We start from the raw sequence: 23,855 nt of genomic DNA, 5'->3' as shown, positions 1-23,855 counted from the left end.
GAGAGGGCGACCCGGTAGAATCGACGGATCATGGCGCAATTCGGTTCACTCTCCGATCGGCTGACCGAGACCTTCCGCAATCTGCGGAGCAAGGGTCGGCTGACTCCGTCCGACGTCGACGGCACCGTCCGCGAGATCCGGCGGGCGCTCCTCGACGCCGACGTCGCGCTCGAGGTCGTCAAGGCGTTCACCGCAGCAGTGCGCGAGCGCGCCCTCTCCGACGAGGTCAACCGCGCGCTGAACCCGGCGCAGCAGGTCGTCCAGATCGTCAACGAGGAACTCGTCGGCATCCTGGGCGGGCAGCAGCGTCGCCTCGAGTTCGCGAAGAAGCCGCCGACGGTCATCATGCTCGCGGGTCTGCAGGGTGCCGGCAAGACCACCCTCGCCGGCAAGCTCGGCAAGTGGCTCAAGAAGGACGGCCACACGCCGATGCTCGTGGCGGCGGACCTCCAGCGTCCGAACGCGGTGCAGCAGCTGCAGGTCGTCGGCGAGCAGGCCGGCGTGCACGTCTTCGCCCCGGAGCCCGGCAACGGCGTCGGCGACCCGGTCAAGGTCGCCAAGAACGCCATCAAGGCCGCGGTCGACCAGCAGTACGACACCGTCATCGTGGACACCGCCGGTCGACTCGGCGTCGACGCCGAGCTGATGAAGCAGGCCGCGAACATCCGCAAGGCAGTCGACCCGGACGAGGTCCTGTTCGTCATCGACGCGATGATCGGTCAGGACGCAGTCGTCACCGCCCGTGCGTTCCAGGAAGGCGTCGACTTCACCGGTGTCGTCCTGTCGAAGCTCGACGGCGACGCCCGCGGTGGTGCGGCCCTGTCGGTCGCCAGCGTCACCGGCCGCCCGATCATGTTCGCCTCCACCGGTGAAGGGCTCGACGACTTCGAGCCGTTCCACCCGGACCGCATGGCGAGCCGCATCCTCGACCTCGGCGACATCATGTCGCTCATCGAGCAGGCCCAGTCGGCCTTCGACGAGGACGAAGCCCGCGCGGTCGCCGAGAAGATCGCGTCCGACTCGTTCACGCTGAACGACTTCCTGCAGCAGATGCAGCAGCTCCGCAAAGCCGGCTCGATCAAGGGCATGCTCGGCATGCTCCCCGGCGCCAAGGGCATGCGCGAGGCACTCGACAACTTCGACGAGCGCGAGATCGTGCGCACCGAGGCGATCATCCAGTCGATGACGCCGAAGGAGCGCGAACTGCCGAAGCTCCTGAACGGCTCACGTCGCCTCCGCATCGCCAAGGGTGCCGGCTCCACGGTCACCGAGGTCAACGCCCTCGTGAACCGCTTCGAACAGGCCGCCAAGATGATGAAGACCGTCGCCCGCGGTGGGGTGCCGCAGATGCCGGGCATGGGTCCGATCCCGGGCATGCACGGCGGCAAGAAGCAGCAGCAGGGCGGCAAGAAGAAGTCGAAGGTCGGCAACCCGGCCAAGCGCGCGGCGATCGCCGCCGGCACGGCGGCAGCGCCGCAGCAGGCGCCGAAGGGCTCCGGTCTCGGCCTCGGCGGCGCCGCCAAGGGCGGCAAGGCGCCGACCGAGGAAGAGCTGGCGAGCCTGCAGAAGTTCCTGGGTCGCTAGTCGTGACCCACTGACGGACGGGAGGCCCGTGGCGGATCCGCCACGAGCCTCCCGTCCGTCGTTCAGCGCTTGGACTTCTTCAGGTAGGCCCGCAGGTCGGCATACGTGCCGTCGTCCTCGCCGAAGAGGACGACGTTCCGTGCGGTCTCGAGCCAGGACCGCGTGGACGGGCGGACCTCGCTCAGCGCCGAGAGCAGATCGGGCATCCCGATCAGCCGCGCGGTACCCGTCGCGACGCTGTCCATGAGCGCGTGCTCGGCGGCGACCTCGCACACGTACGCGATGTCCGCACCAGAGAAGCCCTCGGTACGGCTCGCGAGTGCTGCGGTGTCGATGCCCTCGACCGGTCGGTCGCGGAGGTGTCCACGGAAGATCGCCTCGCGTGCCGGGGCGTCCGGCGGCAGGACGAGCACGGTGCGGTCCAGGCGACCCGGACGGCGGAGCGCCGGCTCGACGTCCCACGGCTGGTTCGTCGCCGCGAGGACGAACACGCCCTCGTTGCCGCCGTCGACACCGTCGAGTTCGGTGAGCAGCTGGTTGACCATCCCGCGGACGTGCGAGCTCCGGGTCTGGCTCCGACGCTGCCCGAGCGCATCGACCTCGTCGAAGAACACCACGCACGGTGCCGCGGCACGTGCCGCCTCGAACACCGCCCGGATGTTCTGTTCGCTCGCGCCGATGTACGGGTCGAGGACGTCGGTGATCGCCACGCTCATGAAGCGTGCCCCGAGTTCGCCGGCCACGGCGCGCGCGATGAACGTCTTCCCGCAGCCGGGCGGGCCGTAGAGCAGGAGACCTCCGCGCAGGCTCTTGCCGTAGAGGGCCCGCAGCTCCGGATTGGCGAGCGGAGCGAGGAACGCAGCGGTCAGTCGCTGCTTCACGGTCTCCATGCCGCCGACGTCGGCGAACCCGACGCCGGCCCGCTCGACCGAGAACGCGGACGGCAGGTCGGCGTCCGGTGTCGTGTCGTCCACGAACGCCGGTTCGACGATGTGTTCGACCTGCTCCTCTGCGGCGTGCCAGTCGAAGGTCGCGGTGGCGTTGTCCGCCGGCGCTGCCGCCGGGGGGCTCGGGGCGGTTCCGGGCTGCAGCGTCGCGAGCATCAGCCCGCTCGCCGAGGCATCGGTCGGGGACACCGCGAGGGCGGCCGCCGCCTCGGTCGTGGCCTCTGCGGTCCTGCCCGCGTCGAGCAGCAGGCGCCCGAGGTGCACGCGGAGTGCGACGTCACCCGGGGCCGATCCGATCGCACGCCGCAGGGCAGCGATCACGGGGTCGTCGTCGGTCGGTTCATCGTTCACGGGGTGTCCTCGGGGTCAACAGGTGGAAGGACCACGGTCAGGAGCCGTCGCGGGGTCGCGCCGGGGGCGGTGGCGCGGCTCGGTAGTGCAGGACGACAGAGAGGAGCGACGTGATCGCGACCAGTCCGAAGGCCGTCGTGGGCAGCCACGGGAAGTCGGTCGGGATCGTCGGCGACAGCAGGACCGCCAGCGCGGCGACGCCAAGCACGGCGACGGTGACTGCCAGGAGCCGGTCGGCGCGGAGCAGCCGCACGACCGGCGTGCGGTTGCGGCGGACCAGCCGGACCACGAGGGCCGCGCCGACCACGAGCATCGCGGCGGCAAGCGTCCACCCCACCAGTGCGATCGTCGGCGTCGCTCCGGTGGCGTCGAGACGGATCCCGGCGAAGAAGGCGGCGATCGCGCTCCCGCCGATGAGCACGCGCAGCCGTTGCAGCGAACCGAGGGCAGCCAAGCGGAGTCCACCGACCGCCGCGACGTTGCCGGGGGAGTCGGTGACGACGCCCCAGAAGCCCTCGACGGCTGCGGTCTCACGTCCCAGCTGCGACAGAGCGGCGGCGCGTCCCTGGCGGGCCGCGGAGTCGGTCGGGGAGAGTCGGAGTGCTCGTTCGTACGCCTCGATCGCGGAGCTGTACCGCCCGGTGCCCAGGAGCATGTCGCCGAGGGTCCTCGGGACGTCCGGGTCCGTCGGCGCCAGCTCGAACGCAGCAGTGATCGCTGCAGCGGCACGGTCTTCGTACTCGGGCCACCGCACGGCACGGGCCGCGTAGGAGACGAGCGCCCGGAGGTCGTCGGGCGCCAGGGCGATCGCCCGCTCGGCCGCGCCCAGCGCTGCGCCGTGTTCGTCGTTCCGGTCGGCGACGTGCGCGAACGCGAGCAGGATGTCCACGTCGTCGGGAGCCGCTCCGACGGCCTCCACAGCCACGCCGAAGGCCTCCTCTGGTTCCCCGACGTCGACCAGGGCGAGCGCACGCTCCATCTGGACGACATGGTCTGCTGGCAGGCCCGCGAGCGCCGTGAGTGCCTCGCGCGGACGACCTGCGATGCGGAGTTCCATCGCGCGAGCGAGTCGTTCACCGGTCGTCATCGTCGGCCTCGACTTCCGCGGGAGTCGGCCGGGTTCTCGGGAAGGCCTGCAGGATGCGGCGGATCCGCACGGATGCGACGACGACCCCGACGAACACGAGACCCTGTGCGGCGAGTGCGCCGACCGGTGGGAGGAACAGCCCGGTCAGGGAGATCGCGGTCGCGACGCCGAGGGTCACTGCCAGGGCTCCCCAACCCGGAACCGTCCGTCGAGCGACCGAGACGAGGAAGGCGAGCCGTGGCCGTGCCTCGGTGGTGAAACGGAGGACGACGAACGTGACCCCGGCCAGGGCGAGCACCGGCATGACGACCGCCGCCCATCGACCCACTCCAGGAGCCGTGCTGTCGATCGTCGCCAGGTACTCGAACCCGCTGAACAGCGCCGCTGCGCCGAGGACCGTGCGGATGCGGCCGAGCGGGTTCACGACGCCGACCATCAGGTTCCGCAGTGCCGTGGCGTTCGTCGGATCTGTCGACAGGATGCCGGCGAAGACCAGCGCGGATTCGCCCTCGTGGCCGTGCCGCAGCCGTGTCACCGCCAGGTTGTGCCGCGCTCCACGGTCCTCCGGGGCGAGTTCGAGACCGCGTCGGTAGGCAGCTTGCGCGTCCTGCCGCCGTCCTGCCGCGAGCAGGAGGTCTCCGTGTCGGCGGTGCACGAGCGGCTCGGTCGGCGCGAGGCGGATCGCCTCGAAACTCGCCCGCAGTGCCTCGAGGCGGTTCTGCTCGCCGAGCCAGAGGGCGTCGGCCACTGCCGTGTGGGCCTGCCACGAGCCCGGGTCCGCAGCGACCGACCTGCGCGCGGCATCGACGGCTTCGGTCCGGTCCCCGCACCGGAGCAGGGCGGTCGAGAGGATGCGGAGGGACGTGCTGTCGCCTGGCGCGAGTTCAACGGCACGTCGAGCAGCGTCACGCGCCGCATCCGTCCGGTCGAGTGCGAGCAGTGCGAGTGCACGGACACGCAGGCCGGGGATCGACTCGCCCTCGTCGCGTTCGACCGCGGCGAGCTCGGCGAGCGCTCGTTCCGGGAGCCCGGCGTCCATCAAGGCCCCGGCGCGCAGCACCGTGGGTCCACGCTGCGCAGCTTCCCCCGTCACAGGGGAACTGTAGCGGTCGCGGCGTGGCACGGATGCCCCCAGGACGGGAGGCCCGTGGCGGATCCGCCACGGGCCTCCCGTCCGCCGTGGCGCGCGTCCAGCGCCCCGCTGGTCAGAGCGACTCGCGGAACTCCGTCACCAGGTGCCGGACGACCTCGCGCAGGTCGCCGCCGTGCTCCTGCGCGACCGTGAGCTGCCGCTGGTACGACGCCCCGTTCGCGATCATCGTGTCGAGGTGGTGCAGTTCCTGCTGGCACCCGAGTCGCTCGGCCACCGGGTCGAGCCGCTGCACCAGGTCGTGCACCTCGTCGGTCACGAGCCGCTCGTCGCCGGCGGCGTTCGTGATGATCTCGGCCTCCATGCCGTACCGGGCGGCGCGCCACTTGTTCTCGCGGACGAACCAGGGCTGCATGGTCGGCAGGGTCTCGCCGGCATCGAGACGGTCGGACATCGCGGTGACCAGGCACTGGACGAGCGCGGTGACGGCGCCGACCTCGTGCAGGGTCGAGATGCCGTCGGACACCCGGTTCTCGAGCGTCCCCCACTTCGGCGAGGGGCGGATGTCCCAGCGCAGGTCCTTCACGCTGTCGATGACACCGGTGTGCGTGAGGTCACCCACCACCTCTTCGAAGTTCGCCCAGGCCCCGAGCGCCGGCGGCAGGCCACCGGTGGGGAGCTGCTGGAACATGAGCGCGCGGTTCGACGCGTACCCGGTGTCGGTGCCGGCCCAGAACGGGCTCGACGCGGTGAACGCCTGCAGGTGCGGGACGTACGCGAGCATCGCACCGAGGATCGGCAGGGCCTTGTCGCGGTCGTCGATGCCGACGTGGACGTGCACGCCCCAGATGAGCATCTGGCGGCCCCACCAGCGGGTGCGGTCGATCAGGGTCGTGTAGTGCTCGCTGTCCGGGGTGATCTCCTGCTGGTCCCAGACGGCGAACGGATGCGTACCGGAGCACATGACCTGCGCATCGAGTGGCTCGGCGGCGTCGATGACCTCGCCGATGATGCCGGACAGCTCGCTCGTCGCGGCGCCGACCCGCGAGTGCACGCTGGAGACGACCTCGACGGTGTTCGTCAGGAGTTCTTCGGTCACCCGCTCGCGGTCGCCGATCCGTTCGTGCACGGCCGCGATGACGGCGGGGGCGCGGGGCGCGAGGTCGCCGGTCGACAGATCGACCAGCGGGAGCTCCCACTCGACGCCGATGGTCGACGGAGGGGACTCGGTGAAGCGGATGTCCATGGGGACCATCCTGCCCGCCCGGTTGTCGGGAAGGCACAACGAACTCGGCCCGGCGGCGCAGGGCACGGCAGAGTGGTGGCATGAGCAGCGTCGCTTCCACGCCCGTCGTCCCGGACTCCCTGCGGACGGTCGCCTCGCCGTGGACGCTCGGCCCCCTGACCCTGCCCAACCGGGTGGTCATGGGGTCGATGCACACCGGGCTCGAGGTGCACGACGACGGCGGGGCCGGGATGTCGGCGTTCTACCGTGAACGCGCCGCCGGCGGTGCCGCCTGCATCATCACCGGAGGCATCGCCGTCAACGACGAAGCCCGCGGGGGACCCGACTTCGCGGTGTTCGGTGTCGGGGGAGCGGACGAGCGGTTCCGCACGGCGGTCGACGCCGTGCACGAGGAGGGCTCCACGATCCTCGCCCAGCTGTTCCACGCCGGGCGGTACGCGCTCGCCGCGGGGATGGTCGACCGGCACGGGGAGTCCCAGCGCGTGGTGGCACCGTCGGCCCTGCCCTGGGCGGCCGCCCGTGGCGTGGTGCCGACCGAGCTGACGCCGGCCGAGATCGAGCGCACCATCGAGGACTTCGCCGCCGCGGCCCGGTCCGCGCGCGACATCGGGTTCGACGGCGTCGAGATCATGGCGTCCGAGGGGTACCTGATCAACCAGTTCCAGTCGCCACTGACGAACCTGCGTGACGACGAGTGGGGCGGTTCTCCCGAACGCCGACGCCGGTTCACGATCGCGGTGGTGTCGGCCGTGCGTGCCGCGGTGCCGGACCTCGCCGTGACGATCCGGCTCTCCGGCGCCGACCTGATGCCCGGTTCATCGACCGAGGACGACGTCGACGCCCTGGTGCACGACCTGCTCCCGCTCGGGCTCGACGGCATCTCGGTGGGGATCGGCTGGCACGAGTCCCGCACCCCGACCGTGCAGGCCGCGGTGCCGCACGGCGCCTGGCTCGCCTACGCCGCGCGCATCGCCGGGGTCGTGCGCGCGTCGTCGTACCCCGACGTCCGGGTGATCGCGTCGAACCGGATGACCGACCTGCGCGACGGCGAGACCGTCCTCGCCGACGGGACCATCGACGCCGTCGCCCTGGCCAGGCCGTTCCTCGCCGACCCCGCGCTCGTGAACCGGTCGCTGCAGGGGCGGTTCGCCCTCGTGAACACCTGCATCGGCTGCAACCAGGCCTGCCTCGACCGCTCGATCATCGGCGCGCCGGTGTCGTGCCTGGTCAATCCGCGCGCCGGCCGCGAGGTCGCGTTCCCCGCTCGACCGACCGCCGACTCGAAGCGCGTCGACGTCGTCGGTGGTGGACCTGCGGGCCTCGCCGCCGCGGTCGACGCCGCGCGCCGAGGGCACACCGTGACGCTCTGGGAGGCCGCGGACCGACTCGGCGGACAGTTCGACCTGGCTGCGCTCGTCCCCGGCAAGGAGGACTACGCAGCCACCATCCGTGCCGCCCGTGCCGAGCTCGACGAACGGGGAGCCACTGTGCACCTCGGGCGTCCCGCCACCGCCGCGGACCTGCACGGCAGTGACGCGGTCGTGGTCGCCGCCGGGGTGGTCCCGCGAGAGATCGACATCCCCGGCGCACACCTGCCGCACGTCGTGTTGTACGAGCAGGCTCTGCGCGAGGGCGTGCCGGCCGGCACCGTGGCGATCATCGGTGGTGGCGGCATCGGCGTCGACACCGCGGCGTTCCTCACCGAGTCGCCGGACGAGTCCGTCCGGGCCGCCGAGTTCGCGGCGCGCTGGGACCTCGACGTGTCCGACGAACTCGTCGGCGACGTCCCCCAGCGGTTCCCCGCCGCGCCCCGCACGACCCGGCCGGGCACGGACGTCACCGTGCTCCGCCGCTCGGGCAAGTTCGGTCAGGGAGTCGGGATCACGTCGCGCTGGGTCGCGATCGGTCGGCTCCGCGACGCCGGGGTGCAGATGGTGGGCGGCGTGCAGGAGTACCTGCGGATCGAGCCCGGCGCGCTCTGGATCCGCGACGAGCACGGCGAGGAGCGCGCGATCCCGGCGGACACCGTCGTGGTCTGCGCCGGGCAGGAGCGCGCGATCGACACCGATGGTGACGCGCCTGACGGACTCGTGACGGGCCTCCAGGCCGCCGGCGTGCCGTACGCGGTCGTCGGTGGCGCACGCGACGCGCGGAGCGTGGACGCGGTCCGCGCGACGTCCGAGGCCCTCGAAGCGGTGCGGCGACTCGCGCCGTAGCGCGTCGGCTCGCATCGCGGCCCGGAATCTGTAAGAATGAACGGTCGAATCGCCGCAGCTCGACCCTCTATCCAGCTGTGAGCGATCTCTCTCGAGCTTTCACCGTGTGTGCCCCCACGCCCGCGGTTCCGGTTCAACCACAACGTAAGCAAACAGGAGCAATTGTGGCTGTCAAGATCCGTCTGAAGCGTCTCGGTAAGATCCGTGCGCCCTACTACCGCATCGTCGTCGCCGACTCGCGCACCAAGCGCGATGGTCGTGTCCTCGAGGAGATCGGTCAGTACCACCCGACCGAGGAGCCCTCGGTCATCAAGATCGAGTCCGAGCGTGCGCTCTACTGGCTCGGCGTCGGCGCGCAGCCGACCGAGCAGGTCGCGGCCCTCCTCAAGCTGACCGGCGACTGGGCCAAGTTCAAGGGCGAGAAGGACACCGCGTCCAAGGTCAAGGTCGCCGAGCCGAAGCAGGCCTTCCAGGTCGACTCCTCGAAGAAGGCCGTCCTGAAGCCGAAGTCGGAGAAGAAGGCTCCCGCAGCCAAGGCCGACGACGCCGAGACCGCCGACGAGACGACCGAGGCGTAGTCCTTGCTCGAATCCGCGCTGACGCACCTCGTCAAGGGGATCGTCGATCACCCTGACGACGTGCGCGTCGCCAGTTCCACCTCCCCGCGGGGCGAGGTCCTCGAGGTGCGCGTGCACCCCGAGGACCTCGGCCGCGTGATCGGTCGTGCCGGGCGGACCGCCAAGGCACTCCGCACCCTCGTCTCGGCCCTGGCCGACGGCAAGCGTGTGCGGGTCGACGTGGTCGACACCGATTCCTAGGGAGACGACCCAGCTCCGGGTGGGTCGAATCACGAAGGCACACGGGCTCAAGGGCGGCATCAAGCTCGAGCTCTACACCGACGACCCGGATCGTCGGTTCACCCCCGGTGCCACGTTCACGCTCCAGGTCCCCGACGACTCACCGTGGTCGGGGAAGACCCTCGAGCTGGACGAACTCCGCTGGTACAACGGTCACCCGGTCGCGTTCTTCGCCGGGATCGACGACCGCACCGGCGCCGAGTCGCTCGCCCGGATCATCCTCTGGGTCGAGCAGGACGCCGACGCCGAGACCGGTGAGGACGACGCCTGGTACGACCACCAGCTCGTCGGCCTGAAGGTCCTGCGCGACGGCGTCGAGGTCGGCACCGTCGCCCGTGTCGACCACATGCCGGCGCAGGACCTGCTCGCGATCGACACGCCGTCGCGCGGCGAGGTTCTCGTGCCGTTCGTCGCGGCGATCGTGCCCGCGGTGGACATCGCCGCCGGCACCGTGACGGTCACGCCGCCGCAGGGCTTGTTCGAGGACCCCGAGGACACATCGCGGCCCGAGACGGTCACGGACTAGCGACCGTGCGCATCGACATCGTCACGATCTTCCCGGAGTTCTTCTCCGTGTTGGACGTGTCCCTGCTCGGCAAGGCCCGCTCCGGTGGGCTGCTCGACCTGCACGTGCACGACCTGCGCTCTTGGACGACCGACCGGCACCGCACCGTCGACGACACCCCGTACGGCGGCGGCGCCGGCATGGTGATGAAGCCGGAGTCCTGGGCGCTCGCACTGGAGTCGCTGTTCCGGCCGGACGGCTCGTCGACGCTGGTCGTCCCGACTCCGGCCGGCACGCGGTTCACGCAGTCGATCGCCCGCTCGCTCGCCTCGACCTCCGAACACCTCGTCTTCGCCTGCGGGCGGTACGAGGGCATCGACGCCCGGGTCTTCGAGTGGGCGTCGTCACACGCCACCGTCGTCGAGCTCTCGCTCGGCGACTACGTGCTGAACGGCGGCGAGGTCGCGGCGATGGCCATGATCGAGGCCGTCGGACGACTCGTCCCCGGCGTCGTCGGCAACCCCGAGTCGCTGGTCGAGGAGTCCCACGAGGACGGTCTGCTCGAGTACCCCTCGTACACGAAGCCCGCGTCCTGGCGCGGCTTCGACGTCCCCGACGTGTTGCTCAGCGGGCACCACGCGCGGGTCGGTGCCTGGCGGCACGAGCAGCAGGTGGAGCGGACGCGGCGCGTCCGGCCGGACCTGCTGCCGCCTGCCTGACCGGCTTGTCGCTGTCGCTGTCGCTGTCGCTGTCGTCTTCGCTTTCGCGAAAGCGACAGTCTGCCGCGGAACATCCGCGGGCAACTGTCGCTGTGGCGCACGTGAAGGCGGCCGCAGCCGAGATCTGTCGCTTCGGGGCACTGGTCGCGACCAGTGACGGACGGGAGGCGCGGAGCGGGGCCGCACCGTGCCTCCCGTCCGTCAGCTGGTTGCGCTGGCGCGCTGGGCGCGACGCAGGGTCAGGACCTCGGGTCCGTGCTCGGTGACCGCGACGGTGTGCTCGACGTGTGCAGCACGTGAGCCGTCGACGCTCTTGAGCGTCCAGCCGTCGTCGTCCTGGAAGAGCTCGTCGGTGCCCTGCATCAGCCACGGCTCGATCGCGACCACCAGGCCCGGACGGAGCTTCAGGCCGCGGCCCGGGCGGCCGTCGTTCGGTACGTGCGGGTCGCCGTGCATCGTGCGGCCGACGCCGTGGCCGCCGAACTGCAGGTTGACGCCGTAGCCCGCTTCGCGCGCGACCTGCCCGATCGCGTGCGAGACGTCGCCGAGCTTGTTGCCGGGCGACGCCTGCGCGATGCCCGCGGCCAGGGCGCGCTCGACGGTCGCGATGAGGGTCTGGTCCTCGTCACGGGGAGTCCCGACCTGCACCGACACCGCGGAGTCCGCGACCCAACCGTCGACGCTCGCGGCGAAGTCGAGGCTGACCAGGTCGCCGTCCTGCAGCACGTGGTCGGAGGGCAGGCCGTGCAGCGCAGCGTCGTTCACCGACGTGCAGAGGTTCTTGCCGAACGGGGACTTGCCGAACGACGGGTGGTAGTCGACGTAGCAGCTCTCGGCACCGCGGTCGGCGATCATCCGTGCGGCGACGCGGTCCAGTTCCAGCAGGTTCACGCCCACGTCGACGGTGTCGAGCAACTCGTCGAGGACGTCGGCCACGAACCGACCGGCGACGCGCAGGCCGTCCAGTTCGGCGGGGGTGCGCAGTTCGATCATGGGTCCATCCTCGCTGTTTTGCGTCCCGCGTTCCGTGTGGCAGTATTGAACGCTGTGCCCTGGCTGGACTCTGCCACGGGGGAGTCGCCGACACCGGGCACGCACCACCACTTCATCAGACATCGATCCGCGGCGACCCGTGTGCGTCCGCAGAGAGTAGAACAGCCATGAGCCAGCTCCTCGACAACGTCGACGCAGCATCGCTGCGGACCGACGTCCCGGACTTCCGCGCCGGTGACACCATCAAGGTGCACGTGAACATCGTCGAAGGCACGCGCTCGCGTATCCAGGTCTTCCAGGGTGTCGTCATCGGCCGTCAGGGCCACGGCATCGGTGAGACCTTCAAGGTCCGCAAGGTGAGCTTCCAGGTCGGCGTCGAGCGCTGGTTCCCGGTGCACTCGCCGATCATCGACCACATCGAGATCGTCACCAAGGGTGACGTCCGTCGCGCGAAGCTCTACTACCTGCGCGAACTGCGTGGCAAGGCGGCCCGCCGCAAGATCAAGGAGAAGCGCGACGCCTGATCGCCTTCACAGTGAGCGTCCGCGAGCCGGAGGCCGCTGTCAGCCCCTCGCCGATGTACGGTTGTGCATCGACGGGGGGCTTTCCCTTTGCGCCCGCTGAACCCGGGCGGACGCGGTGTGAACGAGAGCGGAAATGACGGACACGACAGAGGAACCCGGGCGCAGGCCCCGGCCCGAGAAACAGCGCAACGGGGTCCTCACATTCCTCCGCGACCTCGTCATCATCTTCATCGCGGCACTGCTCGTGTCGTTCCTGGTCAAGACGTTCCTGATCCGCTCGTTCTACATCCCCTCGGCATCGATGGAGAACACGCTGCAGATCAACGACCGCGTGATCGTCAACGAACTCGTTCCGGGCATGGTCGCGCTGAAGCGCGGCGACGTCGTCGTGTTCAAGGACCCGGGCGGATGGCTCGCCGGCTCCGAGGTGCCGAGCGTGACGCCGGACACCCAGCCCGCCAAGGCGATCGACTGGGTGCTGACGCAGATCGGTCTCGGCACCGGTGACAGCGACGACCATCTGATCAAGCGCGTGATCGGTCTGCCGGGCGACAAGGTCTCGTGCTGCAACGACCTCGGGCAGATGTCGGTGAACGGTGTGCCGATCAAGGAGCCGTACCTCAAGCTGCCGGCCGGGGCTCCGGCGTCGGCGACGGACTTCTCCGTCACCGTGCCGAAGGGCACCATCTGGGTGATGGGCGACAACCGCAACGACTCGAAGGACTCCCGGTACAACGGGGACACGCCCTCGAAGGGCTTCGTGCCGCTGTCCGACGTCACCGGTCGTGCCTTCGTGATCTCGTGGCCGACGAGCCGCTGGACCTGGCTCGACGACCACCCCGAGGTGTTCGCCGGGGTGGAGGAGCGCGACCAGTGACCGTCGTCCGTCCGTCGCTGCGGGTCGAGAAGCGCCTGCTGGCCGAAGGCCGTGTCACGGTCATCGGCATGGACGAGGTCGGACGCGGTGCCATCGCCGGGCCAGTGGGCGTGGGGGTCGCAGCCGTGACCATCGACGTCGGGCGGGTGCCACAGGGCCTGGCCGACTCGAAGCTGCTGTCGGCCACCCGACGCACGGACCTGGTGCCCGTCGTCACACGGTGGGCGCGCACCGCCGTGGGCATGGCCTCGGCCGAGTACGTCGACCAGCAGGGGATCGTGCCGGCGCTCGGTCTCGCGGGTGCGCAAGCGCTCGAGTCGTTGGTGGCCGAGGGGCTGTCGCTCGACGGGGCCGTGGTCGTGCTGGATGGTTCGTTCGACTGGCTGTCCCGAGCCGTGCCCGCCTCGCTCCGGCCGACGACGGACCCGCTCGAGGTCGTCGTGCAGGTCAAGGCCGACCGGGACTGCGCATCGGTCGCCGCGGCGTCGATCGTGGCGAAGGTCGCACGGGACACCCTGATGATCGCTGCGCACGACGATGCGCCGCACTACGCCTGGGCATCGAACAAGGGCTACGGGTCGACCGCCCACTACGACGCGATCCGCACGGTCGGGGCGCACGCGCTGCACCGCAAGTCGTGGCTGCACCAGGCGTCGAGCGTGTCGTTGGACGGTTTCGACGCGCTGGTCGGCTGACCCGGCAGCGGTCCGCGCGCCTGCGCTGCCCTGCGCTGCGCTGGCTGGCCCGCCCCGCCCCGGTCCGCCGGCCCGCCCCGCCAGCCCCGAGGTTCCGAAATCTCGGCATCTCGGCGAACGTCCGGCGCGGTCTCGGAACCTCGGTGGAACGCACCCGGCATGTCGTGGAACCTCGATGCGCTCGACGTGGAACGGATGGCCATGCTCGAGCAGCTGTCGCGCGCTGCTGCGAGTGTCGCCGTAGACTGTGGGCGCAATGGATGAGGACGAATTCGACGACTACGACCGCGAGGTCGAGCTGGCCCTGTACCGCGAGTACCGCGACGTGGTGTCGCAGTTCCGCTACGTGGTCGAGACCGAGCGGCGTTTCTACCTGGCGAACGAGGTCGAACTCGTGCGCCGCGACACCGAGCACGACTTCTACTTCGAACTGACGATGAACGACGTCTGGGTCTGGGACGTCTACCGTTCCGATCGGTTCGTGAAGGGCGTCCGCGTCCTCACGTTCAAGGACGTGAATGTCGAAGAACTGACGTCGCGAGAACTCGAACTCCCGAAGGAACTCGCACTCGACGAGTGATCGTCAATTCCGGTGCATTCGGTGAATCGCCGGTGATCGGTGACGATCTGTAATTGCGCGCGCTATTCTGGACGGGATTTCCCCGTCCACTGAACAGGAGCCGCGCATGGCACAGAAGGTCACCGTCCAGCTCGTCGACGACCTCGACGATTCCCCCATCACCACCGGTGAAGGCCGTACGGTCGAATTCGGTTTCGACGGTTCGTCCTACGAGATCGACCTGACGAACGACAACGTCGACAAGTTCCGCGAGGCGATCTCCGATTACATCGCCGCAGCACGCAAGGTGTCCGGTCGTCGCACCGCTGGTACTGCGCCGAAGTCCGCGCCGAAGCGCGGCAACTCGGAAGAACTGGGCAAGATCCGAGAATGGGCCAAGGAGAACGGGTACGAGGTCTCGACCCGTGGTCGTATCTCGACGCAGGTGCAGGAAGCGTACGCAGCCGCACACTGAGCCGTTGCTCCGAAGGACCCGGGTGATCACGATCACCCGGGTCCTTCGTCATTCCTCCCCAACGGTGAGAGCCCCAGGCTGATTCCACAGACTCGTCGTCGTCGCCCTGCACCGTTGTCGTACGAGCGATCGTTGTGGTGGAGGCAACGACATGGAACAGAAGGTGCAAGGACCACCAGGACGCTCCCTCCGGAACGGCCGCCTCGGGCGTTTCGGAGAAGACCGGGCGGTGGCGTGGCTGCAGCGGCGGGGATTCCGCGTGATCGAGCGGAACTGGCGATGCGCGCGCGGCGAGGTCGACATCATCGCGTGGGATTCCCGCACGCTCGCGTTCATCGAGGTGAAGACACGGTCCGGAACGACGACCGGGCACCCGTTCGAAGCGATCACTGCGATGAAGGCTGCGCGGATGCGGCGACTCGTGCCCGCGTGGTTCGACGCCCACCCCGGAGTGTCGGCGGAGGCCGTCCGCGTCGACGTCGTCGCGGTGCACGTCGACGGACCCCGGACCGTGGTGGAGCACCTGGCTGGTGTGCTGTGACGGGCATCGGGCGCGCCGCTGCCGTGGCCCTGCTCGGTGTCACCGGACGTCGGATCGAGGTGGAGGCCCACCTCACCAGCCAGCTGCCGGCCTTCAGCATCATCGGGCTCCCCGACACCTCCCTCGGCGAAGCCCGCGAGCGGGTGCGCGCCGCCGCTGCGAACGCCGGGTGCCCCCTGCCCGCTCGCCGCATCACGGTGAACCTGACACCGGCGGCCATCCCGAAGCGCGGGTCCGGGTTCGACCTGGCGATCGCGATGGCCGTGCTCGCCGGGGCCGGACTCGCCCCCGACGTGAGCGAGCGCATCGTGTACATCGGCGAGCTCGGTCTGGACGGTCGGGTCCGACCGGTCGCCGGTGTGATCCCGATGCTGCTCGCTGCCCGCGAGGCCGGGGTCGACCGGGTGGTGCTCCCCGTCGGCAACCTGCCGGAGGCCCGCGTGGTCGGCGGTGTGCGGACCACCGGGGTCGACTCGCTCCGAGCCGCCGCGATCGACGCCGGAGCGCTCCTGCCGCCCGTCGAGGTCGATGCGGTGCTGCCGATCCCCGTCCCGTCGGTCCTGCGCCCGGTGGCCGAGCTGGCGGACGTCGTGGGCAACCCGATCGGTGTGCGCGCGGTCGTCGCGGCGGCGGCAGGAGGGCACCACGCACTCCTGCTCGGTCCGCCCGGTGCCGGCAAGACGATGCTCGCCGAGCGACTACCCGGGCTCTTGCCGGACCTCGACGACGAGACCGCGCTCGAGGTCGCTGCCGTTCGTTCGGTCGCCGGACTCGGTCCGGCGTCGTGGAGCACGAAGCCCCCGTGGGAGGCACCGCACCACTCCGCCTCGGCGGTCTCGCTGATCGGGGGCGGCTCGGGAGTGCTGCGCCCCGGAGCGGTGTCGCGGGCGACCGGTGGCATCCTGTTCCTCGACGAAGCGCCCGAGTTCCCACGTGTGGTGCTCGACGCCCTCCGCCAGCCCCTGGAGTCCGGCCGCATCACGATCCACCGCGCTGCTGGTGCCGCCGAGTTCCCGGCACGGTGTCAGGTCGTGCTCGCGGCCAACCCCTGTCCGTGCGGCAACGCCGGCGGTGCACACGGGCAGCCCTGCGAGTGCCCACCGAGCGCTGTCCGCCGCTACCTCGGGCGCATGTCCGGACCGCTGCTCGACCGCATGGACATCCGGGTGCTCGTCCCCCGGGTGACGACCGGCAAGATGCGCGGCGCCGACGGGGGTACCCCGACGACGGCGGAGGCTCGCGCCTGGGTCACTGCGGCTCGGGCGCGGATGTCCGCGCGGCTGCGGGGGACCGGATGGACGAAGAACGCCGAGGTCACCGGAGCGTGGCTGCGTGCTGACGGACGCATCGAGCCGGGATCGACCACCGAGCTCGACCGGGCGCTCGACCTCGGCACCCTGACCATGCGCGGCTGGGACCGCGTGATGCGCCTGGCGTGGACGCTCGCCGATCTCGAAGCGGCCGAACGGCCGACCGGGTCGCACGTCCGCGGCGCGCTCGCGCTGCGGAGTGCACTGTGAGCGGCGCCCGGTCCGGGCACCCCGGTGAGTTGCTCGCCGCCGTCCGGCGGGTTCTCGGACCGGACGGCGCATCGGATCCCGTCGACACCGCCGCCAGGGTCGCGTGGTCCGTGATCGTGGAGCCAGGAGACGCGGTCGCCGGTGAACTGATGGCGTCACTCGGACCCGAACGCGCGCTCGGCTCGGTGCTGCTGGCGGCAGACGGAGAGTTCGTCGAGCTGCTGGACGGCTGCGTCGAGGCCGGGGTGCCCGGGTCGGAGGACGCTGACGCGTTCGGCGCTGTCCTGCACTCGGCGATCGACCGGTGGCGCCCGCGGCTGGCCCGGTCCGACGTCGGTGACGTCGTGGCATCGGCAGAAGCAGTCGGCGGACGGTTGCTCGTACCCGGCGGCGCCGGATGGCCGACGGCGCTCGACGACCTCGGCCCGCACGCGCCGCTCGTGCTCTGGGCGCGCACCGCGACGGAGCACGTCGTGGACAGCACGCCCGTTCTGGCCGTGGTCGGGTCGCGGGCGAACACCGTCGCCGGTGCCGAGGCCGCCGCCGAGATCACGTCGACGGCGGCGGACGCTGGGTGCACGATCGTCAGCGGCGGGGCCTACGGCATCGACGCGGTTGCGCACCGGGTGGCGATCGCCGCGGGGACTCCGACGGTCGCGGTCCTGGCCGGGGGCATCGACCAGCTCTACCCGGCGGGCAACGTGCAGCTGCTCCGGAACGTCGCCCGGCAGGGAGCCCTGCTGGCGGAGTCCGCACCGGGCACACGACCGACGCGGTGGCGGTTCCTGGCCCGGAACCGTTTGATCGCCGCACTCGCCGACGCCACGGTCGTGGTCGAGGCCGGCGCCAGGTCCGGAGCGCTCAACACCGCGCACCACGCCGGGCAGCTCGGCCGGGCGGTGTTCGCCGTTCCCGGCGCGTTCGCGTCCTCGGCGTCAGTGGGGTGCCACCGGTTGGTCGCGCAGGGGCGTGCAGAGCTGGTCGTGCACCCCGGCGATCCGGTCGCCGCGATGCGTCCTTTGGCCGCAGCCGGCACGTCCGCGGTGCCCGACGAGCCGATCGCGTCAGTGGAGCGGGACCCCGAGGTCGTCCGAGTCATCGATGCGCTCGGTCGTCGCGCCCTGCCGGAGACCGAGATCGCACGGCGGTCCGGGCTGTCGGTGGCCGAGGTGGTCGACGCCCTCGCCCTCGCACAGCTCCAGGGCCTCGTGGTGCACGGCAGCGGCGGGTGGGGGCGGTCGTGACAGCGGCCCGCCGTACGCTGACGACGTGGCGGAGCGGACGGACGGGCGACTCGTGGCGGCGGTGGACGCCTTCCTCGGGCATGCTCGGCACGCCAGGGGACTCAGCGAGCAGACCCTGCGTGCCTACGCGAACGACCTCGAGCAGTTCGTCTCGTTCGCAGCCGAGCGAGGCATCGCGGGCATCGACGGGGTCGACCTCGAGCTCCTCCGCGACTGGTTGTGGCAGGCCGACCAGCGTGGGCTCGCACGGTCGACGATCGCCCGCCGGTCGTCGTCGGTGCGAGCGTTCACCCGGTGGGCGAGCGAGACCGGGGTGACCTCCTCCGATGCTGGAGTCAGACTCCGTGCACCGAAGGGCGGGTCGCACCTGCCGCGGGTGGTGTCGGCCGACCAGGTGCGCGTGATGCTCGACGGGCTCGGCGCTCGCGCTGCCACGGACGACCCGACAGCGGTCAGAGACCTGGCGCTCGTCGAGCTGTTGTACGCGGCGGCTATCCGGGTGAGCGAACTCGTGGGCGTCGACGTCACGGACGTCGACCGCGGGCGGCTCACGGTCCGGGTGCTCGGCAAGGGCGGCAAGGAGCGGGTCGTCCCGTTCGGTGTTCCGGCACGCGACGCCCTCGAAGCGTGGACCGCGCGCGGTCGCCCGGCCCTCGCGGCCCGGGCAGAGGTCGCGAGCCCCGCGCTGTTCCTCGGCGATCGGGGCGGCCGACTCGGGGTCCGCAGTGCGTACCGGGTCGTCGCCCGTTTGCTGGGCGACCTGCCCGGCGAGGGGCCGAGCGGTCCGCACACCTTCCGGCACACCGCGGCGACGCACCTGCTCGACGGGGGAGCGGACCTGCGGGCGGTGCAGGAACTCCTCGGGCACGCGAGCCTCGGGACCACGCAGATCTACACGCACGTGTCCTCAGCACGGCTGCGCGAGGTCTACCGGACGGCACACCCGCGCGCCTGACGCCGTGTCCGTCGGACCGGCGCCGCGCCCCGCGCGTGATCGCCGGACCGGCGCCGAGCGATCGCCGGACCGGCGCCGAGGGAACGACCGGCCGGCGTCGAGCGACCGCCGGACCGGCGCCGTCCGTTCGTACGACCGCGCGGCGCCGGAACGTTGGAACGGCGCGACCGAGCGACCGGCGGCACGGTAGCACCGGCGTGGCGCTGCGCCGTCGTGGAGTTGCGACGCGCCTGACGCGCCTGACGCGCCTGACGCTTGCCCACGCACCCGGCCAGTCAGCGGGCCATCGCACGTCGCCCGTCGCACGTCGCCCGTCGCCGACGCTCACCCCGGCCAAGCGGACTCCGGCAACAGGACGGGCCACTCGGCCGGGGGAAGGTACGACGTCGGGTCCACGTAGCGGCCGTCGACCCGAGCGCCGAGGTGCAGACAGGGAGCCGAGGCCGGGCAATGCCCCACGGACACCCGGCCGACCGGATCACCCTGTCGGACGTGGTCGCCGGCAGCGACGAGCGGCTGCACCGAGTCGAGGGTGCTGACGAGCCCGCCGCCGTGGTCGACGGTCACGACGCTCCTGCCGCCCACCGTTCCGGCGAACGCCACCGTGCCGTCGTCGACCGCCGCTGCAGTCGTACCGAGCGGCGCCGGCACGTCGATTCCTCGGTGACCGGCGGCGTAGTCGTCGGACGGCGGCTCCCACCCGCGCTCGACCACCCGCGTGCCGGTCGGCCAGACCCACGGCTCGGCAGCACGAGCCGCCGCCGAGCGCTCCCGGTGGTCGCGCACGTCCTCCGGCGCGGGCCCGGGTGTGGGCAACGACGCGGTGGCCACCCCGAACGCCCCGATCACCACCACCATCGTGACGACCGGGGGCAGCCGGGTGCCGGAGCCGGGGAACAGGAGCATGCCGCCACTCTGTCCGGCTGGGGCCGGCCACACGACCGAGGTGAGGCGGTCCGTGGAGGGTGGGGCGGGCCTCCCGGCCTGTGGAGGGACGACGCAACCGCAACGAACGAGCATGTGGACGCGTCTTGCGACGAAGCACGAGGTGATCAACGCGTGGAATGTCGGAAAGATCGTGCGCGCCCCCGCCCCCGCCACCGGACGCACCCGGTTATGACCACATCCCCCACGAGGAGTACAGTCGGGGCCGCTCCGGACCACGCAACGCCGCTCGGACGGCGAACGAGCCGACCGCCGGGGCACCGTGCAGCATCCCGCACGGCGGCAGAACCCAGGAGCATCGTGTCCAACACAGCCACCGGGCACGGCGAGGACCGTGCGTTCAAGGGGAAGGTCACCGCATTCGCCATCGCAGCAGCGGTGGGCGGTTTCCTCTTCGGTTTCGACTCGTCGGTCATCAACGGCGCCGTCGAGGCCATCAAGGGCGAGTTCGGCCTGTCCGAGGCGGCCAGCGGCTTCGCGGTCGCGTCCGCCCTGATCGGCTGTGCGTTCGGTGCCTTCTTCGCCGGTCGTCTCGCGGACCGCTGGGGCCGCACCCGCGTGATGTTCTGGGCCGCCGTGCTCTTCCTCGTGTCGTCGATCGGTTCCGGCTTCGCGTTCGCCACGTGGGACTTCGTCCTGTGGCGCCTCGTCGGCGGTCTCGGCATCGGCACGGCGTCGGTCATCGCGCCGGCGTACATCTCCGAGGTCTCGCCGAAGGCCATCCGTGGGCGGCTGGCCTCGTTCCAGCAGCTCGCCATCACGCTCGGTATCTTCGCCGCGCTGCTGTCCGACCAGTTCTTCGCGGTCACGGCGGGCAGCGCATCGGCTGAGGTCTTCGGCCTGCCGGCCTGGCGCTGGATGTTCCTGGTCGGCGTGATCCCGTCGGTCGTCTACGGCATCCTGGCCATCACGCTGCCGGAGTCGCCGCGGTACCTGCTCGCCAAGGGTCGGACCGAGGACGCACGCGAGGTCATGACGAAGATCGTGCCGCGCGAGACCGTCAACACGAGCCTGGAGGAGATCCAGGACGGCATCAAGAAGGAAGCCAACGAGAAGAAGGGCTCCATCCGCGGCAACCGTTTCGGTCTGCAGCCCATCGTCTGGGTCGGCATCATCCTGGCCGTCCTGCAGCAGTTCGTCGGCATCAACGTGATCTTCTACTACTCGACGACGCTCTGGCAGGCCGTCGGGTTCAAGGAGAGCGACTCGTTCCTCATCTCGACGATCACCTCGGTGGTCAACGTCGCGGTCACGTTCATCGCGATCTTCCTGGTCGACAAGGTCGGTCGGAAGCCGTTGCTCGTGACCGGTTCCGCAGGCATGTTCGTGTCGCTGGCGATGGTCGCGATCGCGTTCTCGCAGTCCACGATCGTCGACGGCAACCCGAGCCTGCCCGGCTCCTGGGGCGTCATCGCGCTCATCTTCGCGAACCTGTTCGTCGTGTCGTTCGGCGCGACGTGGGGCCCGCTCATGTGGGTGCTGCTCGGCGAGATGTTCCCGAACCGCATCCGTGCCACGGCGCTCGGCATCGGCTCGGCGGCCAACTGGGTCGCGAACTTCATCGTCACCATCACCTTCCCGGTGCTGTCCGGTTTCAACCTGACGGTCACCTACGGCATCTACGCGCTGTTCGCGCTGATCTCGTTCTTCTTCGTCATCGCGAAGATCCCCGAGACCAAGGGGCGCTCGCTCGAGGAGATGGGCATCTCCGCCGAGGGCGACACGGTGCAGGCCAAGGCCTGACCAGGTCCTCCTGATCCGCCGGATCACCGGACAGGAGGCCCGGATCACGTCAGCCGATCGGCGCGCGTGATCCGGGCCTCCTGTCTGCTAGCATTTCTCCAGCAGTGCGCTGATGCGCGCTGACTTCGCGTGTCCACAGGGTCGTCAACGGTTCGCCGTCTCCGACCCGGGACCCGACCACCGGTCCCGCTCTCACGAGCGGGCGGTCGCGTGCCAGGGCACCAGGGATCACGACCTCCGGTCGTGCTCGACACAACCGCAACAGGGGCACAGCGCAGCTGTGCGCCGAGAACACAGAAGGAGGACGGCACATGGCCGTCGTCACCATCCGCCAGCTGCTCGACAGCGGCGTCCACTTCGGACACCAGACCCGTCGGTGGAACCCGAAGGTGAAGCGCTTCATCCTCGCCGAGCGCTCGGGCATCCACATCATCGACCTGCAGCAGTCGCTGGCCTTCATCGACCGCGCGTACGACTTCGTCAAGGAGACGGTCGCGCACGGTGGCACGATCCTCTTCGTGGGCACCAAGAAGCAGGCGCAGGGCTCCATCGCCGAGCAGGCGACCCGCGTCGGCCAGCCGTACGTCAACCAGCGTTGGCTCGGCGGTCTGCTCACGAACTTCCAGACGGTCTCCAAGCGCCTCGCGCGCATGAAGGAGCTCGAGGAGATCGACTTCGACGACACGACGAAGGGCTTCACCAAGAAGGAGCTCCTCATCAAGAAGCGCGAGCTGGACAAGCTCCACAAGACCCTCGGTGGTATCCGCAACCTCACGCGGACCCCGAGCGCGCTCTGGATCGTCGACACCAAGAAGGAGCACCTCGCCGTCGACGAGGCGCAGAAGCTCGGTATCCCGATCATCGGCATCCTCGACACCAACTGCGACCCCGACGAGATCACGTACCCGATCCCGGGCAACGACGACGCGATCCGCTCCGTCGGCCTCCTGACCCGCATCGTCGCCGACGCCGCGGCCGAGGGCCTGAAGACCCGTCACAACGGTGGCGACGACGAAGAGGCCGCAGAGCCCCTCGCCGAATGGGAGCAGGAGCTCCTCGGTGGCGAGGCCGCCGCCACGACCGAGACGCCCGCCGAGACCGCTGTGCCGGTCGAGGAGAACGACGCTGACGCGCAGGTCGCCGCGAAGGAGATCGGCGAGCCGATCGCCGACGACGCGAAGAACGCGGAGCCGACGGCCGAGGCCGAGGCAGCCGCGGAGACCACCCCCGCCGAGTGACCCGTCGCAGGCGCCGGACCCGATCGGGTCCGGCGCCTGCGTCACCACCACTCTCCACACACGTACCGTCCAGAAAGGACAGTCAATGGCAAACTTCACCGCTGCTGACGTGAAGAAGCTCCGCGAGGACCTCGGCGCCGGCATGATGGACGCGAAGAACGCGCTCGTCGAGGCCGACGGCGACTACGACAAGGCCGTCGAGCTGCTCCGCATCAAGGGTGCGAAGGCCGTCGCCAAGCGCGACGACCGTGCCACCTCCGAGGGCGTCGTCGTCGCCAGCTCCGAGAACGGCGCCGCCACGGTCGTCGAGCTCGCGAGCGAGACCGACTTCGTCGCGAAGAACGAGAAGTTCACGACGCTGGCCGACAAGGTGCTCGGGGCCGTCGCGGCCGCCGGTGCAGCTGACGTCGCCGCCGCGAACGCCGCCCCCGTCGACGGCAAGACCGTCCTCGAGGTCGTCAACGAGTCGGCTGCCGCGCTGGGCGAGAAGCTCGAGGTCCGCACGGTCCGCCGTGTCGAGGGCTCGGCCTTCGAGATCTACCTGCACAAGACCAGCCAGGACCTGCCGCCGCAGATCGCCGTCGTCATCGCGTACGAGGGTGACAACGCGGCTGAGGCCCGTTCGATCGCCCAGCACGTCGCGTTCGCGAACCCGACGTACCTGACGCGCGACGAGGTCCCGGCCGACGAGATCGCCAAGGAGCGTGCGACCGTCGAGGCGATCACGCGCGAAGAGGGCAAGCCCGAGGCTGCGCTCCCGAAGATCGTCGAGGGTCGGGTGAACGCCTACATCAAGCAGGTGTCGCTGCTCGACCAGGACTACGCGAAGGACAACAAGATCTCCGTCGCGAAGGCCGCCGAGAACGCCGGCATCACGATCCAGGGCTTCGCCCGCGTCAAGGTCGGCGCGTAACGAACCCGTGACGGGGTCAGGAACCAACCAG

The 23,855-nt window shown here is 70.6% G+C and carries 24 protein-coding genes; 18 read left to right on the top strand and 6 right to left on the bottom strand.

Translation table 11 applies throughout. From position 1 onward, the window contains the following. The first annotated feature begins 30 nt into the window (after positions 1-30). Positions 31-1,584, top strand: a complete 1,554-nt coding sequence (gene ffh / locus ITJ59_RS13380; protein ID WP_123294804.1) for a signal recognition particle protein — start codon at positions 31-33, stop codon at positions 1,582-1,584. 62 nt (positions 1,585-1,646) lie between these two features. On the opposite strand, the gene ITJ59_RS13375 is transcribed toward ffh, so the two are convergent. From ITJ59_RS13375 to ITJ59_RS13360, 4 genes are all read right to left on the bottom strand, one after another. Continuing rightward, on the bottom strand, positions 1,647-2,882 hold the full coding sequence (locus ITJ59_RS13375; RefSeq protein ID WP_323749500.1) for an ATP-binding protein: 1,236 nt from the start codon (positions 2,880-2,882) through the stop codon (positions 1,647-1,649). 37 nt (positions 2,883-2,919) lie between these two features. After that, positions 2,920-3,969: a tetratricopeptide repeat protein gene (locus tag ITJ59_RS13370; protein WP_194651735.1), complete on the bottom strand. Its 1,050-nt coding sequence runs from the start codon at positions 3,967-3,969 to the stop codon at positions 2,920-2,922. Further along, positions 3,956-5,062 carry a tetratricopeptide repeat protein gene (locus ITJ59_RS13365; protein ID WP_194651733.1) on the bottom strand — a complete coding sequence of 369 codons (1,107 nt, stop codon included), beginning with the start codon at positions 5,060-5,062 and terminating at the stop codon, positions 3,956-3,958. The genes ITJ59_RS13370 and ITJ59_RS13365 overlap by 14 nt, the downstream gene beginning before the upstream one ends. A 112-nt stretch (positions 5,063-5,174) precedes the next feature. Further along, complete coding sequence (locus ITJ59_RS13360) at positions 5,175-6,305, bottom strand: glutamate--cysteine ligase (RefSeq protein WP_416354870.1); 1,131 nt, start codon at positions 6,303-6,305, stop codon at positions 5,175-5,177. Positions 6,306-6,385: 80 nt separating this feature from the next. Between ITJ59_RS13360 and ITJ59_RS13355 the strand changes: the two genes are divergently transcribed. From ITJ59_RS13355 to trmD, 5 genes are all read left to right on the top strand, one after another. Further along, entirely contained in the window at positions 6,386-8,521 is a 2,136-nt protein-coding gene (locus ITJ59_RS13355) for an FAD-dependent oxidoreductase (RefSeq protein WP_194651730.1), read from the top strand. A 164-nt stretch (positions 8,522-8,685) separates the two neighbouring features. Then, positions 8,686-9,099: a 30S ribosomal protein S16 gene (gene rpsP / locus ITJ59_RS13350; protein WP_194651728.1), complete on the top strand. Its 414-nt coding sequence runs from the start codon at positions 8,686-8,688 to the stop codon at positions 9,097-9,099. Positions 9,100-9,102: 3 nt separating this feature from the next. Further along, positions 9,103-9,339 (top strand): RNA-binding protein, encoded by a 237-nt coding sequence (locus tag ITJ59_RS13345; RefSeq protein ID WP_111086067.1) that lies wholly within the window; start codon positions 9,103-9,105, stop codon positions 9,337-9,339. 19 nt (positions 9,340-9,358) lie between these two features. Continuing rightward, on the top strand, positions 9,359-9,904 hold the full coding sequence (gene rimM, locus ITJ59_RS13340) for a ribosome maturation factor RimM (protein ID WP_194651726.1): 546 nt from the start codon (positions 9,359-9,361) through the stop codon (positions 9,902-9,904). Between the two features lie 5 nt (positions 9,905-9,909). Further along, positions 9,910-10,602 (top strand): tRNA (guanosine(37)-N1)-methyltransferase TrmD, encoded by a 693-nt coding sequence (trmD, locus tag ITJ59_RS13335; protein WP_194651724.1) that lies wholly within the window; start codon positions 9,910-9,912, stop codon positions 10,600-10,602. Positions 10,603-10,803: 201 nt separating this feature from the next. On the opposite strand, the gene map is transcribed toward trmD, so the two are convergent. After that, a complete protein-coding gene (gene map, locus ITJ59_RS13330; protein ID WP_194651722.1) occupies positions 10,804-11,595 on the bottom strand; it encodes a type I methionyl aminopeptidase in 792 nt (263 codons plus the stop codon). Between the two features lie 167 nt (positions 11,596-11,762). On the opposite strand from map, the gene rplS reads away from it, so the two are divergent. The 9 genes from rplS (at position 11,763) to ITJ59_RS13285 (ending at position 18,985) form a co-directional block, all read left to right on the top strand. After that, positions 11,763-12,119, top strand: coding sequence for a 50S ribosomal protein L19 (rplS, locus tag ITJ59_RS13325; protein WP_123339832.1), 357 nt, complete (start codon positions 11,763-11,765; stop codon positions 12,117-12,119). A 133-nt stretch (positions 12,120-12,252) separates the two neighbouring features. Further along, complete coding sequence (gene lepB, locus ITJ59_RS13320) at positions 12,253-12,996, top strand: signal peptidase I (RefSeq protein ID WP_194651720.1); 744 nt, start codon at positions 12,253-12,255, stop codon at positions 12,994-12,996. Continuing rightward, positions 12,993-13,691: a ribonuclease HII gene (locus tag ITJ59_RS13315; protein ID WP_194651717.1), complete on the top strand. Its 699-nt coding sequence runs from the start codon at positions 12,993-12,995 to the stop codon at positions 13,689-13,691. Before lepB ends, ITJ59_RS13315 begins: the two co-directional genes overlap by 4 nt. Before the next feature lie 256 nt (positions 13,692-13,947). Then, on the top strand, positions 13,948-14,271 hold the full coding sequence (locus ITJ59_RS13310; protein ID WP_111086072.1) for a DUF2469 family protein: 324 nt from the start codon (positions 13,948-13,950) through the stop codon (positions 14,269-14,271). A gap of 106 nt (positions 14,272-14,377) precedes the next feature. Continuing rightward, positions 14,378-14,725: a histone-like nucleoid-structuring protein Lsr2 gene (locus tag ITJ59_RS13305; protein ID WP_194651716.1), complete on the top strand. Its 348-nt coding sequence runs from the start codon at positions 14,378-14,380 to the stop codon at positions 14,723-14,725. 151 nt (positions 14,726-14,876) lie between these two features. Further along, positions 14,877-15,266, top strand: coding sequence for a YraN family protein (locus tag ITJ59_RS13300; protein WP_194651714.1), 390 nt, complete (start codon positions 14,877-14,879; stop codon positions 15,264-15,266). Continuing rightward, positions 15,263-16,786, top strand: coding sequence for a YifB family Mg chelatase-like AAA ATPase (locus ITJ59_RS13295; RefSeq protein WP_194651713.1), 1,524 nt, complete (start codon positions 15,263-15,265; stop codon positions 16,784-16,786). Before ITJ59_RS13300 ends, ITJ59_RS13295 begins: the two co-directional genes overlap by 4 nt. Continuing rightward, positions 16,783-18,030 (top strand): DNA-processing protein DprA, encoded by a 1,248-nt coding sequence (gene dprA, locus ITJ59_RS13290; protein ID WP_194651711.1) that lies wholly within the window; start codon positions 16,783-16,785, stop codon positions 18,028-18,030. Before ITJ59_RS13295 ends, dprA begins: the two co-directional genes overlap by 4 nt. 25 nt (positions 18,031-18,055) lie before the next feature. Further along, positions 18,056-18,985 (top strand): tyrosine recombinase XerC, encoded by a 930-nt coding sequence (locus ITJ59_RS13285; RefSeq protein WP_194651709.1) that lies wholly within the window; start codon positions 18,056-18,058, stop codon positions 18,983-18,985. 324 nt (positions 18,986-19,309) lie between these two features. Here the strand turns inward: ITJ59_RS13285 and ITJ59_RS13280 are convergent, their stop codons facing one another. After that, positions 19,310-19,891 carry a M23 family metallopeptidase gene (locus ITJ59_RS13280; protein ID WP_194651707.1) on the bottom strand — a complete coding sequence of 194 codons (582 nt, stop codon included), beginning with the start codon at positions 19,889-19,891 and terminating at the stop codon, positions 19,310-19,312. A gap of 339 nt (positions 19,892-20,230) precedes the next feature. Here ITJ59_RS13280 and ITJ59_RS13275 point away from each other — a divergent pair, with 339 nt between their 5' ends. The 3 genes from ITJ59_RS13275 (at position 20,231) to tsf (ending at position 23,824) form a co-directional block, all read left to right on the top strand. After that, positions 20,231-21,673 (top strand): sugar porter family MFS transporter, encoded by a 1,443-nt coding sequence (locus tag ITJ59_RS13275; protein WP_323749498.1) that lies wholly within the window; start codon positions 20,231-20,233, stop codon positions 21,671-21,673. A 311-nt stretch (positions 21,674-21,984) separates the two neighbouring features. Continuing rightward, positions 21,985-22,911: a 30S ribosomal protein S2 gene (gene rpsB / locus ITJ59_RS13270; protein WP_194651705.1), complete on the top strand. Its 927-nt coding sequence runs from the start codon at positions 21,985-21,987 to the stop codon at positions 22,909-22,911. 85 nt (positions 22,912-22,996) lie between these two features. Further along, entirely contained in the window at positions 22,997-23,824 is an 828-nt protein-coding gene (tsf, locus tag ITJ59_RS13265; RefSeq protein ID WP_111086087.1) for a translation elongation factor Ts, read from the top strand. Positions 23,825-23,855 lie beyond the last annotated feature (31 nt).

This window comes from Curtobacterium sp. VKM Ac-1393, assembly GCF_015350995.1.
GTDB lineage: Bacteria > Actinomycetota > Actinomycetes > Actinomycetales > Microbacteriaceae > Curtobacterium.
This window is presented reverse-complemented; position numbering and strand designations above follow the sequence as displayed.